Origin of the sequence: Tepidimonas sp. HKU78 (assembly GCF_049860815.1) — a bacterium.
Taxonomy (GTDB): domain Bacteria; phylum Pseudomonadota; class Gammaproteobacteria; order Burkholderiales; family Burkholderiaceae_C; genus Tepidimonas.
Genome location: NZ_CP187547.1, coordinates 1,548,664 through 1,564,626 on the forward strand (window position 1 = coordinate 1,548,664; position 15,963 = coordinate 1,564,626).

General features: G+C 66.2%; 14 protein-coding genes. 7 read left to right on the forward strand and 7 right to left on the reverse strand.

Annotated elements, in window-relative coordinates; translation table 11 throughout:
* The first annotated feature begins 12 nt into the window (after positions 1–12).
* From ACPYIS_RS07790 to ACPYIS_RS07810, 5 genes are all read left to right on the forward strand, one after another.
* Complete coding sequence (locus tag ACPYIS_RS07790) at positions 13–1,164, forward strand: formate dehydrogenase subunit gamma (protein ID WP_424859623.1); 1,152 nt, start codon at positions 13–15, stop codon at positions 1,162–1,164.
* A 16-nt stretch (positions 1,165–1,180) separates the two neighbouring features.
* A complete protein-coding gene (locus ACPYIS_RS07795) occupies positions 1,181–1,519 on the forward strand; it encodes a hypothetical protein (RefSeq protein WP_424859622.1) in 339 nt (112 codons plus the stop codon).
* Positions 1,520–1,636: 117 nt separating this feature from the next.
* Positions 1,637–2,428, forward strand: a complete 792-nt coding sequence (gene fdhD / locus ACPYIS_RS07800) for a formate dehydrogenase accessory sulfurtransferase FdhD (RefSeq protein ID WP_425973465.1) — start codon at positions 1,637–1,639, stop codon at positions 2,426–2,428.
* Positions 2,425–3,069: a uracil phosphoribosyltransferase gene (gene upp / locus ACPYIS_RS07805; protein ID WP_424859620.1), complete on the forward strand. Its 645-nt coding sequence runs from the start codon at positions 2,425–2,427 to the stop codon at positions 3,067–3,069. The genes fdhD and upp overlap by 4 nt, the downstream gene beginning before the upstream one ends.
* A gap of 49 nt (positions 3,070–3,118) precedes the next feature.
* Complete coding sequence (locus ACPYIS_RS07810; protein WP_424859619.1) at positions 3,119–5,650, forward strand: ABC transporter permease; 2,532 nt, start codon at positions 3,119–3,121, stop codon at positions 5,648–5,650.
* Positions 5,651–5,679: 29 nt separating this feature from the next.
* Here ACPYIS_RS07810 and ACPYIS_RS07815 read toward each other — a convergent pair whose 3' ends face one another.
* Together ACPYIS_RS07815 and radC are read right to left on the reverse strand one after the other, a co-directional pair.
* The gene (locus tag ACPYIS_RS07815; RefSeq protein ID WP_424859618.1) at positions 5,680–6,342 is read right to left on the reverse strand and encodes a Smr/MutS family protein; all 663 of its coding nucleotides are present in this window, start codon (positions 6,340–6,342) and stop codon (positions 5,680–5,682) included.
* A gap of 51 nt (positions 6,343–6,393) precedes the next feature.
* The gene (gene radC / locus ACPYIS_RS07820; RefSeq protein ID WP_299020712.1) at positions 6,394–7,107 is read right to left on the reverse strand and encodes a RadC family protein; all 714 of its coding nucleotides are present in this window, start codon (positions 7,105–7,107) and stop codon (positions 6,394–6,396) included.
* A gap of 1 nt (position 7,108) precedes the next feature.
* Here radC and ACPYIS_RS07825 point away from each other — a divergent pair, with 1 nt between their 5' ends.
* Together ACPYIS_RS07825 and ispH are read left to right on the forward strand one after the other, a co-directional pair.
* Positions 7,109–7,555: an FKBP-type peptidyl-prolyl cis-trans isomerase gene (locus tag ACPYIS_RS07825; protein WP_299020707.1), complete on the forward strand. Its 447-nt coding sequence runs from the start codon at positions 7,109–7,111 to the stop codon at positions 7,553–7,555.
* A complete protein-coding gene (gene ispH, locus ACPYIS_RS07830; RefSeq protein WP_424859617.1) occupies positions 7,555–8,514 on the forward strand; it encodes a 4-hydroxy-3-methylbut-2-enyl diphosphate reductase in 960 nt (319 codons plus the stop codon). Before ACPYIS_RS07825 ends, ispH begins: the two co-directional genes overlap by 1 nt.
* A 48-nt stretch (positions 8,515–8,562) precedes the next feature.
* On the opposite strand, the gene ACPYIS_RS07835 is transcribed toward ispH, so the two are convergent.
* From ACPYIS_RS07835 to ACPYIS_RS07855, 5 genes are all read right to left on the reverse strand, one after another.
* Entirely contained in the window at positions 8,563–11,748 is a 3,186-nt protein-coding gene (locus ACPYIS_RS07835) for a type I restriction endonuclease subunit R (protein WP_425973466.1), read from the reverse strand.
* Positions 11,748–12,749, reverse strand: coding sequence for a RhuM family protein (gene rhuM / locus ACPYIS_RS07840; RefSeq protein WP_424894776.1), 1,002 nt, complete (start codon positions 12,747–12,749; stop codon positions 11,748–11,750). The genes ACPYIS_RS07835 and rhuM overlap by 1 nt, the downstream gene beginning before the upstream one ends.
* On the reverse strand, positions 12,746–14,098 hold the full coding sequence (locus ACPYIS_RS07845) for a restriction endonuclease subunit S (protein WP_425973467.1): 1,353 nt from the start codon (positions 14,096–14,098) through the stop codon (positions 12,746–12,748). Before ACPYIS_RS07845 ends, rhuM begins: the two co-directional genes overlap by 4 nt.
* A gap of 90 nt (positions 14,099–14,188) precedes the next feature.
* Positions 14,189–14,413 carry a hypothetical protein gene (locus tag ACPYIS_RS07850; protein WP_424859611.1) on the reverse strand — a complete coding sequence of 75 codons (225 nt, stop codon included), beginning with the start codon at positions 14,411–14,413 and terminating at the stop codon, positions 14,189–14,191.
* Positions 14,410–15,960 carry a type I restriction-modification system subunit M gene (locus ACPYIS_RS07855; RefSeq protein WP_424894775.1) on the reverse strand — a complete coding sequence of 517 codons (1,551 nt, stop codon included), beginning with the start codon at positions 15,958–15,960 and terminating at the stop codon, positions 14,410–14,412. The genes ACPYIS_RS07850 and ACPYIS_RS07855 overlap by 4 nt, the downstream gene beginning before the upstream one ends.
* Between the last annotated feature and the right edge of the window lie 3 nt (positions 15,961–15,963).

Here is a 15,963-nt window from a genome sequence, read left to right on the forward strand (position 1 = left end):
GGGAGCTTGGCCATGAACGCCCTGTTTCTCTCCAGCGCCGTCACTGCGTTGCGCAGTGGGTTGCTCGTGGCGACTTTGGTCGCGGCGGCAACCGTGTCGGCACAGTCAGCGCCGACAGCAGCGTTGCCGGAAGCCCCTGCGCGTGCGGTGTCCGACGCCTCCACGCTGCCAGGCTATGCCGCACAAAGCAACGCGGAGCGTGCCCAGGTTCAGCCGGGCAACAACGCGCCTATGTGGCGCCAAGTCGGGCAGGGTGTCGAAGGCACGGTCAACTTTCCGTACCGCGAGTACGGGGTGCTGATCCAGCCCACGGTGCAGTATCCTGGCGTGGCGCCCACCAACGCGGGTGAGGCATGGCGCCAAGTGCGCAACCGCTGGATCCTGCCGTATGGGGGGGCGCTCGTTTTCATCGCGCTGCTGGCAGTGGCCATCTTCTATTTCAGCCATGGGCCTCTCAAGCTGCATGGGGCCGAGACGGGACGCAAGATCGAGCGCTTCACGGCGTTCGAGCGGGCGGCACACTGGACCAACGCCGGCGCCTTCGTTTTGCTGGCCGTGTCGGGCTTGGTGATGGCGTTTGGTCAGTACCTTCTGTTGCCAATCATCGGCAAGACGCTCTTTGGCTGGTTGACGTATGCCCTGAAAAACGTGCACAACTTCGTCGGGCCGTTGTTTGCGGTCTCGTTGCTGATCGTGTTCGCGACTTTCGTGCGAGACAACCTGCCGCGCAAGGAGGATTGGGCGTGGATCAAGCGGTTCGGCGGCCTGTTCGGGGGCGAAGAAGTTCCTTCCCACCGATTCAACGCGGGCGAGAAGATCGTGTTTTGGGTGGGGGTGTTCGCGCTGGGGCTGGTGGTGGTGGGCTCCGGCCTGGTGCTCGACAAGCTGGTGCCCGGGTTCGACTACCTTCGGGGCAATATGCAGATTGCGCACATGATCCACGCCAGCGCTGCCATTCTGATGATCGCGCTGTTTATCGGTCACATCTATATGGGCACGCTTGGCACCGAGGGCGCCTATCAAGCGATGAAGACCGGCTACGTGGATGAGACCTGGGCGCGCGAACACCATGAGCTGTGGTACGAAGACATTCGCGCTGGTCGGATTCCAGCCGAGCGCAGTTCAACCGCTTCGGCCGCCTCGTCTGCAGAGGTTCGCGCTTGAGGAAGGAGATGCAGATATGAAGACTTCTTTGCGTGTGTCGGTGGTGCTGGGGCTGTTGGCGGCGCTCGGTACGGGTATTGCCCATGCCAAATTGCCTGCGCCCAACCTGACCGACGAGCAGAAAGCTGCGGCCGAGGTTGCCAAGGCCAAGGCCGCGCACCAGGCGAAGGTCGACGCCTATCTGACCTGCAAGGCCGCCGACAAGGCTGCGGCCCACTATTTTAAGAACCACCCGCAGGCTGCCAAGCCGGCCAACGCGCCCGCTTGTGTCGATCCTGGGCCATTCGTGCCGCCGACGGCCGCTGGTATGCCGGCGCCGGCTGCAACGACGCCGCCCGCGGCGAAAAAATCCTGAACGTGCCCGCTCGAAGGATGGTCTTCCATGTGGCTCAATGAACCACTGGCTTTCGGCGGGCTGCCATCCCGATCGTTGGCGCCTCCGTTGCCTCGGCTCAGTGCGGCCAGCGCTGCGATGACCCGGGCCGTCGAGATCGTCGACGAGTACGGCCAGCGGCGCACCCTGCGCATCCCTGCCGAGCGGCCGTTGACGGTGTACGTGGACAAGCGCGAGCTCATCACGCTGATGACGTTGGGCGCCCACCCCGAGTGGCTGGTGCTGGGGTATTTGCGCAATCAGCGCCTGATCCAGTCGGTACATGAAATCGAGTCGATCACGGTGGACTGGGACGTGGGGGCTGCGGCGGTGCGCACCCGTCATGGTCTGGCCGATATCGAGGATCGCACCGCCCGGCGCGTGGTGACCACCGGTTGCGGCCAGGGTAGTGTCTTTGGGGGGCTGATGGACGAGGTCGAGCGCATCCGTCTCAACCCCGACGCCCGGCTGCGCCAGTCTGAGTTGTACGGCATCCTGCGCGTGATTCGCGAGCAAGATTCGGTATATAAGCAGGCGGGTTCGGTGCACGGTTGCGCGCTGTTTCGCGGTGACGAGCTGCTGCTGTTCGTCGAGGACGTCGGCCGACACAACGCGGTGGACACGATCGCGGGTTGGATGGCGTTGCAGGGGGAAGACGTGGCTCGCGGTGATGACAAGGTGTTCTACACCACGGGGCGGCTGACCAGCGAAATGATCATCAAATCTGCGCAGATGGGGGTGCCAATCGTCGTGTCGCGCAGCGGCACCACCCAGATGGGGTTGGAGGTGGCCGAGCGCCTGGGGCTATGCGCCATCGGCCGCGCCACCCACACCCGCTTTTTGTGCTACACCCACGCGCACCGGCTGGTGTGGGATACTCCACCGCCATGAGCGAACCCAGTCTGCGACAAGTACACATCATCGATCACCCGCTGGTGCAGCACAAGCTGACGCTGATGCGCCGCAAAGACACGAGCACCAAGACCTTTCGCCAGCTCATCCATGAATTGAGCGCCCTGCTGGCCTACGAGGTCACGCGCGACATGCCCACGCAAGAGGTCGACATCGAGACCCCGCTGGAAAAAACCACCGGTCGCGTCATCGATGGCAAGAAAACCGTGCTGGCGTCCATCCTGCGCGCGGGTAACGGGTTTCTGGACGGGATGCTGGAGGTGTTGCCCAGCGCGCGCGTGGGCCACATTGGCCTGTACCGTGACCCGCAGACCCTCAAGCCCGTGGAGTACTACTTCAAAATGCCCTCGGGCATGGAAGAGCGCGATGTCATCGTGCTCGACCCGATGCTGGCGACGGGCAACTCGGCCGTGGCGGCGGTGGATTTGCTCAAACGGTTGACGCCGCGCTCTATTCGCTTTGTGTGTCTGGTGGCGTGCCCCGAAGGCATTGCCAACTTCCACGGCCATCACCCCGACGTGCCCATCTACACGCCGGCGGTGGATCGCGGGCTCAACGACCACGGCTACATCGTCCCGGGTCTCGGTGACGCGGGCGACCGTATCTTCGGAACCAAGTGAGCGCCGGGCCGGTCGTATCGGCGTGAATCCATCCACGGCTTACCCGTCCATGCTGCGCCCACCCTCAGCCTGGGCGCTGGGCTGGCGCGCGCTGTGGCGCGACTGGCGGGCCGGGGAGTTGACGGTGCTGGTGCTGGCGATCGCGCTGGCGGTGGCAGCGCTGACGGCCGTGGCCTTTTTTGCCGACCGCCTGCAGGGGGGGCTGCAACGCGACGCGCGGCAGTTGCTGGGGGGCGACGTGGTGCTGCGCAGCGACCATGCCTTGGCGACCGATTACGAGCAACAGGCACGAGCGCTCGGGCTGTCGGTGACGCGTCACTCGACCTTTCCAACCATGGCGCGCGCCGACGATGCCGACGGCGGCGAGGCGCGGCTGGTCTCGCTCAAGGCGGTGGCGCCCGGGTATCCGTTGCGGGGTGAGCTGCGCACCGCGCTGGACCCCGACGACCGCGTGGGCCAACCCGGCCCGGGCGTGCCTGCCCAGGGGGAGGCGTGGGTCGATGCCGCGCTGCTCGAAATTCTAGGGTTGCGCGTGGGCCAGCCCTTGTGGCTGGGTGAGCGGGTATTTCGCATCGCGCGCGTCATCGTGTTCGAACCCGACCGTGGCGCGGGTTTTTTGACCTTTGCGCCGCGGGTGTTGATCGCCGAGGCCGACCTGGACTCCACGGGGCTGGTTCAGCCGGCCAGCCGCATCCAATACCGGTTGGCCGTGGCAGGTGACGACGCGGCGGTGCGCCGCTTCGAGGCCTGGGCCAAGGCCCGCGTGGCCGCGACGGGCGAGCGCGGCACCCAGATCGAGAGCGTGGAGTCGGGTCGCCCCGAGTTGCAGCAAACCCTGCGCCGGGCCGAGCAGTTCTTGAGCTTGGTGGCGCTGCTGACGGCGCTGCTGGCGGCGGTCGCGGTAGCGGTGACAGCGCGCCAGTATGCCCAGCGCCACTTGGACGATTGCGCCATGCTGCGCGTGCTGGGGTTGGCTCAAGGCACGATGGCGCGCTCGTACACCGTGGCGTTCGGCCTGGCCGGTCTGGCGGCGGCCGTCCTGGGCACGCTCATCGGGTGGGCGGTGCACTTCGTGTTCGTGTGGTGGCTGTCCGGCTTGCTGCAGGCCGACCTGCCGCTGCCGGGCTGGCGCCCCGTGGGGCTGGGGCTGGGTGTGGGGTTGACGTTGATGGCGGCATTCGGGCTGCCGCCCGTGTTGCAACTGGCGCGGGTGCCGCCGCTGCGCGTCATCCGGCGCGACGTCGGCGGGGTGCGCGCCGCGTCCCTCGCGGTGCTCGTGGGCGGTGCGCTCGGGTTTGCGCTGTTGCTGCTCGTTGCCAGCGGCGACATCACACTAGGGGGCATCGCGGTGGGGGGCTTTGCCGTGGCCGTCGCGGTGTTTGCCGGGGTGGCCTGGGGGGCGCTGTCGCTGCTGCGGGTGTTGGTGCGCGAATCGCACGCACCGCGTTGGCTGGTGCTGGCGACGCGCCAGATCACGGCCCGGCCGGCCTACGCAGTGGTGCAGGTGGCCAGCCTGGCGGTGGGGCTGCTGGCGCTGCTGCTGCTGGTGCTGCTGCGTACCGACCTCATCGACAGCTGGCGGCGCGCCACACCCCCGGACGCACCCAACCGCTTCGTTATCAATATCCAGCCCGATCAAGCCGAGGCATTCCGTGCTCATCTGCGCGAACACGGCGTGGCACGCTACGACTGGTACCCCATGGTGCGGGGGCGGCTGGTGGCCATCGACGGCCAACCAGTAAGGCCAGAGCAATTCCAGGGCGACCGCGCGCAGCGGCTGGTCGAGCGCGAGTTCAACCTGTCGTACAGCCGCGATTTGCCCACGCACAACCCACTGGCCGCTGGGCGCTGGCAGCCCGACGAAGCCGGTGCCATCAGTATCGAAACCGGGCTGGCCGACACACTGGGGCTGCGCTTGGGCCAGCGCCTGACCTTCGACATTGCGGGCGTGGCGCACGAGGCGCGCATCACGAGCCTGCGCAAGGTGGACTGGGCGTCGATGCACGTCAACTTCTTTGCGCTCTTTCCGGTCGCAGCCATGCCGGGCGACGTCCCCTATACGTACATCGCGGCCTTTCGCGCCCCCGAGCAGGCGGGCTTCGATCGCGAGCTGTTGCGGCGTTTTCCCAACGTGACCAATGTGGACACGAGCGCCGCCGTGGCCCAGGTGCAGCGCGTGCTGGGGCAGGTGATCCGCGCGGTGGAGTTTTTGTTTGCTTTCAGCCTGGCGGCAGGCGTGGTGGTGCTGCTGGCGACGGTGGGGGCCACGCGTGCCGAGCGCGAGCGCGACTACGCCATTTTGCGTGCGCTGGGGGCGCAGTCGGCCGTGTTGCGCCGTGTGCAGCGGGCCGAGCTGTTGGGTGTGGGGGCACTCGCTGGGCTGCTCGCGTCGGGCGTGGCGGTCGTCGTCGGCTGGGCGCTGGCGCGGTTCGTCTTTGACTTCGAGTGGCGCGTTTCCGTCTGGGTGCCGTTGGCCGGCATCGGCGCTGGTGCCGCCCTGGCGCTGCTGGCTGGGTGGTGGACGCTGCGCGGCGTCTTGCGCACGCCGGTGGTGCAAACCCTGCGCCGCGCGGCGCTGTGAAGCGGGCTGCGGCGCCGTGGCCCCCGCCGTTACGCCCGGTGGTGTCCCCCGGCGCGCAGCAAGACGATCAAGGCACCCGCGCCACCGTCGGCCGGCCGCGCCTGCACGAAGGCCAGCACCTCACTCTTTTGCACGAGCCAGCTGTGCACCCGTCCTTTGAGCACGGGCGTCTTGCCGGGCGAGCCCAACCCCTTGCCGTGCACCACGCGTATGCAGCGCAGTCCCCGCCGCTGGGCTTCGCGCACGAACGTCGCCAGTTGCGTGCGCGCCTCGTCGGTGCGCAGGCCATGCAAATCGATTTCTGCCTGAATCGACCAATGCCCCAGGCGCAGGCGTCTGACCACGTCTGGCCCGATGCCGGGGCGGCGAAAGCTCAAGTGTTCGTCCGTGTGCAGCAGGGTTTCGACGTCGAAGCCGTCGCTGAGTGCTTCGTGCATCACGGCACGCTCGTCGGCCTGGCGCTGCTGCGGCACCGGGCGCGGCCGAGGGCGTTGCAGCTCGACGCGGCCATGTGGCGCGAGTCGCTGCACAGGGCCGACCGCACGCTCGAACAACAGCCGCTCGCGCTGGGCGCGCTCCTCGGCCTCGCGGCGGGCGGCCTCGGCGGCGGCGCGCGCAGCCGCGGCTTGCGCCGCACGTTGCGTCATCACTTGATGGATTTGCCGCAGTTCGGCCAGTGTTCGCACTTTCATCGCGGTGCCGATTTTGGGCCAAGCGACCGGGCCGCGCCGGGGGCAGCCGAATCAGACCAGGCCGCGCTCGGCCATCGAGGTGCAGCCCGCGCGCGTGACGATGAAGTGATCCAGCACCCGGATGTCCAACAGCGCCAGCGCCGCCTTGAGGTTGCGTGTGAGCGCTTCGTCCGCGCGCGAGGGCTCGGCCGCCCCGCTGGGGTGGTTGTGCGCCAGTACCACGGCCGCCGCTCCATGGTGCAGTGCCCGCAGCGCCACCTCGCGCGGATAGACGCTGGTCTGGTCCAGGGTGCCGCGAAACAGCTCCTCCAGCGCGATCAGCCGGTGCTGCGTGTCCAGAAACAGCACCGCAAACACCTCGTGCGGGCGGTGCGCCAGTTGCAGCCGCAGCACGTCGGCCACGGCGGCGGGGGAGTCCAACACCGGCCGCTCGCGCAGGCGCTGTGCCAGCGCGCGACGCACCATCTCGGTCACCGCCAGCAGCTCGGCCCGTTTGGCCGGGCCCAGTCCCTTGATGGCGGCGAGCTGCTCGGGTGTGGCCTGCAGCAGCGCGGCCAGACCGCCAAAGCGTTCCAGCAGGCTTTGGGCAAACGGCAACACCGATTGGCCCGCGACGCCGGTGCGCAGCAGCAGCGCCAGCAGTTCGGCATCGGCCAGTGCCTGCGGGCCGCGGCTGAGCAATTTTTCTCGGGGTCGAGCGTCGGGTGGCAATTCGCGCACTGGGGTTCCTCCCTGTTTTCTACAATGGCGATTTTGGCCCACCATCATGCCCGTCGTCGAGCCCGGTTCCTTTCTAACGCTGCACTACCGCCTGTCCGGCCCGGACGGCGCGGTATTTATCGACACGTTTGCCGCCCAACCCGCGACCCTGTCGCTGGGTGCGGGGGAGCTGGCCCCGGCGCTGGAGCAGCGGCTGCTGGGATTGGCCGAAGGCGAGCACGCCACGTTCGAGCTGCCCGCGGGCGAAGCGTTCGGCCCGCGCCAACCCGAGATGCTGCAGTGGGTCTCGCGCAAGCTGCTTGACGAGCTGGGCGACCCGAGCGAGCACTACGCCGTTGGCGACGTGGTGCAGTTTCCCACCCCAGATGGGGCGGGACAGTATGCCGGCGTCGTGCGCGAGGTGCGTGGCGACGGCGCCGTGCTGTTCGACTTCAACCACCCGCTCGCCGGCCAGCCGGTGCGGTTCGAGGTCCACATCATCGGGGTGTTGTGATGGGGGCGGTCGTACAGGAAGTGCTGCTGGCCGAGCCGCGCGGGTTTTGCGCCGGGGTGGATCGCGCCATCGAGATCGTCGAGCGCGCGCTGGCCAAGTTTGGCGCGCCCATCTACGTGCGGCACGAGATCGTGCACAACCGCCATGTGGTCGACGACCTGCGCCAGCGTGGCGCCGTCTTCATCGAAGACCTGGCCGATGTGCCAGCCGGTGCGGTGCTCGTCTTCAGCGCGCACGGCGTCAGCCGCGCCGTGCAGGCCGAGGCCGAACGGCGCGGCTTTCGCATCTTCGACGCCACCTGCCCGCTGGTGACCAAAGTGCACGTGGAGGTGGCCAAGCTGCGCCGCGAGGGCTACGAGTTCATCCTCATCGGTCACGCGGGTCACCCGGAGGTCGAAGGCACGATGGGCCAACTCGACGGCGGCGTTCACCTGGTTGAGTCGGTGGCCGACGTCGCACGCGTGCAGCCCGCGCAGACCGAGCGCCTGGCGGTGGTGACGCAAACCACGCTCAGTGTGGACGACACGGCCGAGATTCTGGCCGCGGTGCGTGCGCGCTTTCCGAACCTGCGCGAGCCCAAGCAGCAAGACATCTGCTACGCGACACAGAACCGGCAAGATGCCGTCAAGGCGCTGGCACGCCAGGTGGACGTGGTCATCGTGGTGGGCAGCCCGAGCAGCTCCAACACCAACCGCCTGCGCGAGCTGGCCGAGCGCCTGGGCGTGCCCACCTACATGGTGGACGATGCCTCCGAGCTGCGCGACGCATGGTTCGCGCACGCCCCGCGCGTGGGTGTCACGGCCGGGGCCTCGGCACCCGAAGCGCTGGTGCAGGGCGTCGTGCAGCGCCTCAAGGCGCTGGGTGCCACTGCCGTGCGGCGCATGGACGGACCGGTGGAGACGATGCGCTTTCCGCTGCCCAAGGGGCTCAAGATTGGCGACGACGCCCGGGCGGGGTAAGGCGGGGGCGGTGGCTCACGCCGGTCGCGGCGAGGTGTTCCGCTTGGGTCAGGCGCACCACGCGGCCGACACTGCCTCGGCCTGCGCCAACACCTGCTGGACGGCGGCATCCTGCAAATCGGGCGGGTAGCCATATTTGCGCAGAATGCGCTTGACCAGCACCCGCAAGCGGGCGCGGGCGGATTCGCGACGCGCCCAGTCCACGGTGATGTTGTCGCGCAGCTTCATCAACAGCTCGTGGGCGATCACGCGCAGCTTGGCATCGCCCATCACCTCGACGGCGCTGCGGTTTTCTGCCAGGGCCTCGTAAAAGGCCTGCTCCTCTGGGGTGAGTCCCTGTTCCTCGCCGCGCGCCTGCGCAGCGCGCAGATCGCGGGCCATGGCGATGAGCTCCTGCAGCACCTCGGCCGTGGTGATGGCGTTGCTGTGGTAACGCGCCACCGCCTGCTCCAGCCGCTCCGAGAACGCCCGTGCCTGCACCACGTGGGTGCGGGCACGGGCGCGGATCGTGTCGGCCAGCAGTTTGCGCAGCGCCTCCAGCGCCAGGTTCTTTTTCTCCATCTGCTGCACTTCGGCGAGGAATTCATCCGAGAGGATGGAGATATCGGGGTTCTTGATGCCCACCGCCTTCAAGATATCGACGATCTCGGTCGAGACCACCGCCCGGCTGACGATCTGCTGGATCGCCAACTCGCGCTCCCGTTGGCTGATGCCAGAGCCCGAGCCGCTCTTGACCAGCGCGGCACGGATGGCCTGGAAGAAGCCGACTTCCTCGCGGATGGCGCGGGCCTCATCCGAGGCCGCGGCCAGGGCAAACGCCTTGGACAAGGCCAGCACCGCGTCGGGGAAGCGCCGCAGCGCCGCTTTCTTGCCCTCGGGCGTGTGCTCTTGTGCGACCCATCGATGCTGCTGATCCAGAATCCACTCGATGGCCCCCGCCAGCACCGCCAGCCGCGCCTGCGGCGTGCCGGTGAGTGCTGGGTGGTAGTCGAACCCGTGGAACATGGCGCGCACAATCTCCACCTTCTCCAGCAGTACCGCGACCGCTTCGGCCTCGTCGATGCCGGTTTGTTCGCGGTCGCGCGGCGAATACTGCGCCAGCGCGTTTTTCAGGTTCTGCGCAATGCCGATGTAATCGACGATCAAGCCGGCGGGCTTGTCGCGAAAGACGCGGTTTACCCGCGCGATGGCCTGCATCAGCCCGTGGCCACGCATGGGCTTGTCCACATACATCGTGTGCATGCACGGCGCATCGAAGCCGGTCAGCCACATATCGCGCACGATCACGAGCTTCAAGGGGTCGTTCGGATCGCGCGCACGCTTGGCCAGCAAATCCCGCCGCGCCTTGTTGCCGATGTGCCGCTGCCACTCGGGCGGGTCGCTCGCCGCGCCCGTCATCACGATCTTCACCACGCCGGCGTTGTCATCGTCGCTGTGCCAGTCCGGGCGCAGCCTGATGATCGCGTCATAGAGCTTGACGCAGATGCGCCGGCTCATGCAGACGATCATCGCCTTGCCGTCGAGCGCGGCGACGCGGTCTTCGAAGTGGCGCACGATGTCCTCGGCCACCAGCCGCAGGCGCTTGTCGGCCCCCACCAGCGCTTCCACCGTGGCCCATTTTTGCTTGACGCGCTCGCGGGTCGGCTCTTCCTCGTCTTCGAGCAGGTCCTCGATTTCCGCATCGATCTTCGGCTTTTCGTCCTCGGCGAGTTCGATGCGTGCCAGCCGCGACTCGTAGTAGATCGGCACCGTCGCGCCGTCCTCGACCGCGCGGCTGATGTCGTAGATGTCGATGTAGTGGCCGAACACCGCCGGGGTGTTGACGTCCGCCGCCTCGATCGGCGTGCCGGTAAAGCCGATGAAGGATGCGTTCGGCAGCGCATCGCGCAGGTATTTGGCAAAGCCGTAGGAGACTTCGCCCGTCTTGGCGTCCACCTTGGCTTTGAAGCCGTATTGGCTGCGATGCGCTTCATCCGCGATCACGACCACATTGCGGCGCGTGGTGAGCGGCCCGTTGATCTCGCCGAACTTCTGTAGCGTCGTGAAAATCACCCCGCCCGAGGCGCGATTCAGCAGTTCCTTCAGGTGTTCGCGCCCCTCGGCCTGCACCGGCGTCTGCCGGATCAAATCGCGGCACATCGAGAAGGTCGAAAAGAGTTGGTCGTCCAGATCGTTGCGGTCGGTCAGCACCACCAGCGTGGGGTTTTCCAGTGCCGGGTGTTTGACCAACTGCCCCGCATAGAACGCCATCAACAGGCTTTTGCCGGAGCCTTGGGTGTGCCAGATGACACCGACGCGGCGGTCGCCCGGGCGTTGATCCTTGACCGAAGGCAGGCCATAGCGGGCCGGGTCTTCCCGCACAAGGTTCGCGGGCGGCATCGCGCGGATGGTTTGCTCCACCGCCTTCTTGACCGCATGGAACTGGTGGTAGCCGGCGATGATCTTCACCAGCCCCGCGCCGGTCTTGGCAAATACCGTGAAATCGCGCAGCAGATCGAGCAGGCGGCGATGCTCGAACACGCCTTCAATCAATGTCGAAAGTTCCGGCGCCCCTTTCGGGGCAACGTCCGTGCCGTCGGTGGTGCGCCACGGCATGAAGCGCTCGAAATCGGCCGAGAGTGACCCGACCCGGGCGGCGATGCCATCGGACGCCACCAGCAGCGCGTTGGTGTGAAACAGCGGCGGAATCTGCTGCTTGTAGGTCTGCAACTGGTGGAACGCGCCCAGGAGCGTTGCGTTTTCGCTGCCCGGCGCTTTGAGCTCGATCACCGCCAGCGGCAGGCCGTTGACGAACACCACCACGTCGGGTCGCCGCTTGTGCTGGCCGTGGATCACCACGAACTGGCGCACCGCCAGCCAGTCGTTGCGCTCTGGGCGCTCGAAGTCAATGAGCGCGACCTTGCCTGCCGTCAGCGTGCCATCCTCGGCGTAATACTCGACGTCCACGCCTTCCGTCATCAGCCTGTGCAGGCGGCGGTTTTCTTCAAGCAGCGATGGCAGTTCGGATTGCATCACCCGCCGCACGGCATCCTGACGCGCCGCCAGTGGCAGGTCGGGGTTGAGCCGCGCGACAGCGTCTTCGAATCGCTTCCGGAGCACGACCTCATCGTGACTCTCCCGCTCCGGCCGGCGTCCATCGGGGCCGATGTCCTCCTCGCGCTCGACGGCGTACCCCAGCGCGTGCAGCTGCTCCATCAGCGCGGATTCGAGGGCGGCTTCCGACAGAAACGCCATTACGGTTCTCCTAGCGTGACCGGCAACGCCAGCATGTTTTCGATCAGGCGGATCATCACGTCCTTGTTCTTGGCATCCGATTCGGCCACCAGCAGCGCGAGCGCGGCCAGACCCACGTCGTTGATCACCGGCTCGCCCGCGCGGATCAGCCGCCCGTTGCGGGCCAGAAAATCGACGAACAAAAACGCCCCAGTGCGCTTGTTGCCGTCGGAAAACGGGTGGTTCTTGATCACGAAATACAGCAGATGCGCCGCCTTGGTCTCCACCGTGGGGTAGGCCGGCTCGCCGAACACCGTCTGCTCCAGGTTGCCCAGAATCGCCGCGAAGGCATCGCCCCGCTCGCGCCCGAACAGGTCGGAGGCCTCGCCGCGTGCCATCAGGTCGGCCTTGAGCCGCGCGATCGCGGCGCGGGCTTCGTCCAGCGTGGGAAGTACGCCGCCGGGGCTGCCCTGGGGTTCTGCCAGCAGCCCCTCGTCATAGCGCTGCAGCCACAGAAAGGTTTGCGTGTAGCGGGCGATCACGTCCACCAGCCCGCGCCCCTGATCGGCGGTGAGGGCTTCGCCGGCGGCGGCCTTTTTCACCAGTTGCAATGCGGCTTCCAGCTCGGCGGCGTTCTTCTCGAAGCGCGCGCGGTCCAGCGAAAACCCGCGCGTCAGGTGCTCGCGCAGCACACGCGTGGCCCACTGGCGGAAGCGCGTCGCGCGCGTGGAGTTCACCCGGTAGCCGACCGAGATAATGGCGTCGAGGTTGTAGTACTCGATCTCCCGCACCACCTCGCGTTCGCCCTCCCGTTGAACTGTTGCATTTTTTGCAACGGTTGCCGCACGCTCCAGCTCGCCGCTGGCAAAGATCGCCTTCAGGTGCCGCGAGATAACCGACTTGTCGCGCCCGAAAAGCTCCGCCAGTTGCTGCAGGCTCAGCCAGACGCTTTCGCGCTCGACGCGCACCTCGACGCGCGCCTCGCCGCCTTCGTAAATCACCACTTGGTTATCGGCTTTCACAATCCACGCTCCTTCAGGAAGGCTTCGGCATCTTTCACCCGCAATTCGCCTGAGATGAGCTTGGGCAGCAGGTTGTCGCGCAGGGCGGCGAGGGTGCGGGATTCTTGTTCGTTTTTTTCGACCTCATCATCTAGGTTGGCCGCCAGCTTCTCATAAGTCAGCACGAGATCACGAGGCGGCTTTATGTGAGAAATCGAATGGAAGTCCTTTTTCCCAATTGACCCAAAAACTGTTCCCTCAGCATCAAATCGTGCGAATACGTCTGAGATGGAACTCATGAAGTGATACGTATAAGAACGAGAGCCGGTCTTATGCCGAACGGCGGCGACACCACGACCAATCGCGCAGTCCTCTAATGCCATGTTGATGTCACCGACTGGTGCGCGAACGCTAACGAGCGTGTCTCCGATTTTTGCTAATCGCGTCGGTGCTGTGCAAAAAACGCGCCTCTTGGGGAATCGGAATTCGAAATCTGCACGCCCTTGGTAAAAAGGCAACCCTTCACCAATGTCGTTGTAGGTACTGCCGGGTGGCGACTGCCCCATCGTGATATCAAACTCGGTATCAACGGATATCACCTCCCACCCCTCCGGAATTTCCCCCAACTCCGATTCGACGAGCCGGTCGGGGAAGAGGTCGTAGAGGTGCGCGGGCAGGCCGGGGAGGTTCTCGCCGCGCCGCCAGCGCCCCTCCATCTTGGCGCGCACCGGCTCGAAGTCCACGAACCACGCCTTGAACAGCGCCCGCGCCATCGCCTCCAGCGTCTCGTTCTGCTTGCGGTTGAGTTCGATCTTGTCGTCCAGCGTGCCGAGGATGTGGGCGATGGCTCGCTGTTCGGCCAGCGGCGGCTCCAAGAATGGGCATGCCGCCAAAATCGACGTGTTTAGGTTTGGCATGGTCGCGCCATGCGCATGCCGGACGATCCACTCGCGAACAACTGGATGACCAAGGTAGTACGACGCATACCGTGGATCGGCCCCGTTTTCGCCAAGGCGAACTCGAATGCAGCCAGTTCCACACAGCCACCCGTCCTCGTGATGCCCCACCAGCGCGCGCCGCTCGACATTCCCCCGGCGGCTGTAGACGATGTCGCCCCTGCGGACGAGATAACGGCTCAAGCGCCGAGCATCCTCTGGAGTAATCCGCGCGATCCCATCCTCGATGATTCGGTTGTCGCCAATGTTCTGGGGCATGATGGATGGGACGCCAACGGGCACATAGTCCGAAGCATGTAGTTGGCTACCAAACGGACCGGTTTGGATATCTCCACCGCCATCCTTGCAGGCCTCTCCGAGCGTCTTGTATTTCCAGCCCTTCGGAGCGGGCCCAACCAATTCCTCAACCGCCATACCCCAACTCCTTCAGGTCGGCCGCCATCGCAGCAGCGAGCTTCGCCGCATCAGCCTGTCGTTCCCAGAGCATTGCGCCCCCCGTCTCGCTCATACCGCCCCCTCCCCCATCTCCTCGAACAGCCGCAAGTAGGGCTCGAAGCCAAAGCGCCGGTTGCGGGCGTAGCCGGTGATCTCGCGGAATAAGCCGATACCCGTAAGCGGCGCCACGATCTGGTTGGCGCTCGTCGGCGCATCTTTCTGAACGGACCGCGCATGATCAACGCTGAGTTGAATACAGGCGCAAGCAGAAGCCATAGTCAACGCAGCGTTCAAAAGCCCAACTCCCGCAGGTTGGCGGCGATCGCCGCATCGAGCTTCGCGCCCTCGGTCTGCTGCTCGCGAAGCTGTGCCACCAGCCGCGCCATCTTTTCGGCGAAAGGCTCGCCGTCGTCTGCCTGCTGCGCTGCGCCGACATAGCGTCCCGGTGTCAGCACATGGCCGTGTTTGCGGATGTCCTCCAGCGTGGCGGATTTGCAGAAGCCCGGCACGTCGGCGTACTCGCCCGCGCCGGGTTCGCCGCGCCAGGCGTGGTAGGTGTCGGCGATGCGTTTGATCTCGTCATCGGTGAGTTCGCGCCGGGTGCGGTCCACCAGCACGCCCAGCTTGCGGGCGTCGATGAACAGCACCTGCCCGCGCCGGTCGCGCCAGCCTTTGCCAGGGTTTTTGTTGCGGGCCAAAAACCACAGGCAGGCGGGAATCTGCGTGGAATAAAAGAGCTGCCCCGGCAGCGCGACCATGCAGTCCACCGCGTCCGCCTCGACCATCGCCTTGCGGATGTCGCCCTCGCCGGACTGGTTGGAGCTCATCGAGCCGTTGGCCAGCACCACGCCCGCCGTGCCGTTGGGCGCCAAGTGCCACCAAATGTGCTGCAGCCATGCGTAGTTGGCATTGCCCACGGGCGGCACGCCAAAGACCCAGCGTTTGTCCTCGCGCAGCCGCTCGCCACCCCAGTCGGAGATGTTGAACGGCGGGTTGGCCAGGATGAAGTCGGCGCGCAGGTCGGGCAGTTCGTCCTTGTGAAAGCTACCTTCGTTGTTCCAGCGGATGTCGGCATCGATGCTGCGCACCGCGAGGTTCATCTTGCACAGCCGCCAGGTGGTGTAGTTGCTCTCCTGCCCGTAGATGGCAATATCGCCGATGCGGCCGCCGTGCTCTTGCACAAACTTTTCGCTCTGCACGAACATGCCGCCCGAGCCGCAGCAGGGGTCATAGACGCGGCCCCGGAACGGTTCGAGCATCTCGACCAGCACCCGCACCACCGAGCGCGGGGTGTAGAACTCGCCGCCACGCTTGCCCTCCGCCCCGGCGAACTGGCCCAGGAAGTATTCATACACGCGTCCGAGGATGTCCTTGGCGCGGTGCGCTTCATCGCCCAGCCCGATGTTTGACAGCAGGTCGATGAGCTCGCCCAGCATGACCTTATTGAGCGCGGGGCGGGCGTAGTCCTTGGGCAGCACGCCCTTGAGGGACTCGTTGTCCTTTTCGATGGCGCGCATCGCCTCGTCGATGAACACGCCGATGGCGGGATGTTTGGCGTTGGCGCGTAGGTGCGACCAGCGCGCCTCCTTGGGTACCCAGAAGATGTTGTCGGCGGTGTATTCGTCTTTGTCCTCCGCGGCGAGCGGGTCCTCGGCCATGAGGGCGGCATGCTTGGCCTCGAAGGTGTCCGAGATATATTTCAAAAAAATCAGGCCCAACACGACGTGCTTGTAGTCGCTGGGCTCCATGTTGCCGCGCAGCTTGTCGGCGGCTTTGAAGAGTTCGGCTTCGAAGCCGAGTTGGGCGCCTTGACCGGCGGGCGCCTTGGCGGTGCGGGGCATGTG

Bases quoted from the DNA above. Each gene is read 5' to 3' on its own strand.
- fdhD (WP_425973465.1), top strand. From the start codon at position 1,637: ATGACCCGGGCCGTCGAGATCGTCGACGAGTACGGCCAGCGGCGCACC.
- ACPYIS_RS07795 (WP_424859622.1), top strand. From the start codon at position 1,181: ATGAAGACTTCTTTGCGTGTGTCGGTGGTGCTGGGGCTGTTGGCGGCG.
- ACPYIS_RS07815 (WP_424859618.1), bottom strand. From the start codon at position 6,342: ATGAAAGTGCGAACACTGGCCGAACTGCGGCAAATCCATCAAGTGATG.
- ACPYIS_RS07790 (WP_424859623.1), top strand. From the start codon at position 13: ATGAACGCCCTGTTTCTCTCCAGCGCCGTCACTGCGTTGCGCAGTGGG.
- ACPYIS_RS07835 (WP_425973466.1), bottom strand. From the start codon at position 11,748: ATGGCGTTTCTGTCGGAAGCCGCCCTCGAATCCGCGCTGATGGAGCAG.
- radC (WP_299020712.1), bottom strand. From the start codon at position 7,107: ATGGTGGGCCAAAATCGCCATTGTAGAAAACAGGGAGGAACCCCAGTG.
- ispH (WP_424859617.1), top strand. From the start codon at position 7,555: ATGGGGGCGGTCGTACAGGAAGTGCTGCTGGCCGAGCCGCGCGGGTTT.
- ACPYIS_RS07855 (WP_424894775.1), bottom strand. From the start codon at position 15,960: ATGCCCCGCACCGCCAAGGCGCCCGCCGGTCAAGGCGCCCAACTCGGC.
- ACPYIS_RS07825 (WP_299020707.1), top strand. From the start codon at position 7,109: ATGCCCGTCGTCGAGCCCGGTTCCTTTCTAACGCTGCACTACCGCCTG.
- ACPYIS_RS07845 (WP_425973467.1), bottom strand. From the start codon at position 14,098: ATGGCGGTTGAGGAATTGGTTGGGCCCGCTCCGAAGGGCTGGAAATAC.
- ACPYIS_RS07810 (WP_424859619.1), top strand. From the start codon at position 3,119: ATGCTGCGCCCACCCTCAGCCTGGGCGCTGGGCTGGCGCGCGCTGTGG.
- upp (WP_424859620.1), top strand. From the start codon at position 2,425: ATGAGCGAACCCAGTCTGCGACAAGTACACATCATCGATCACCCGCTG.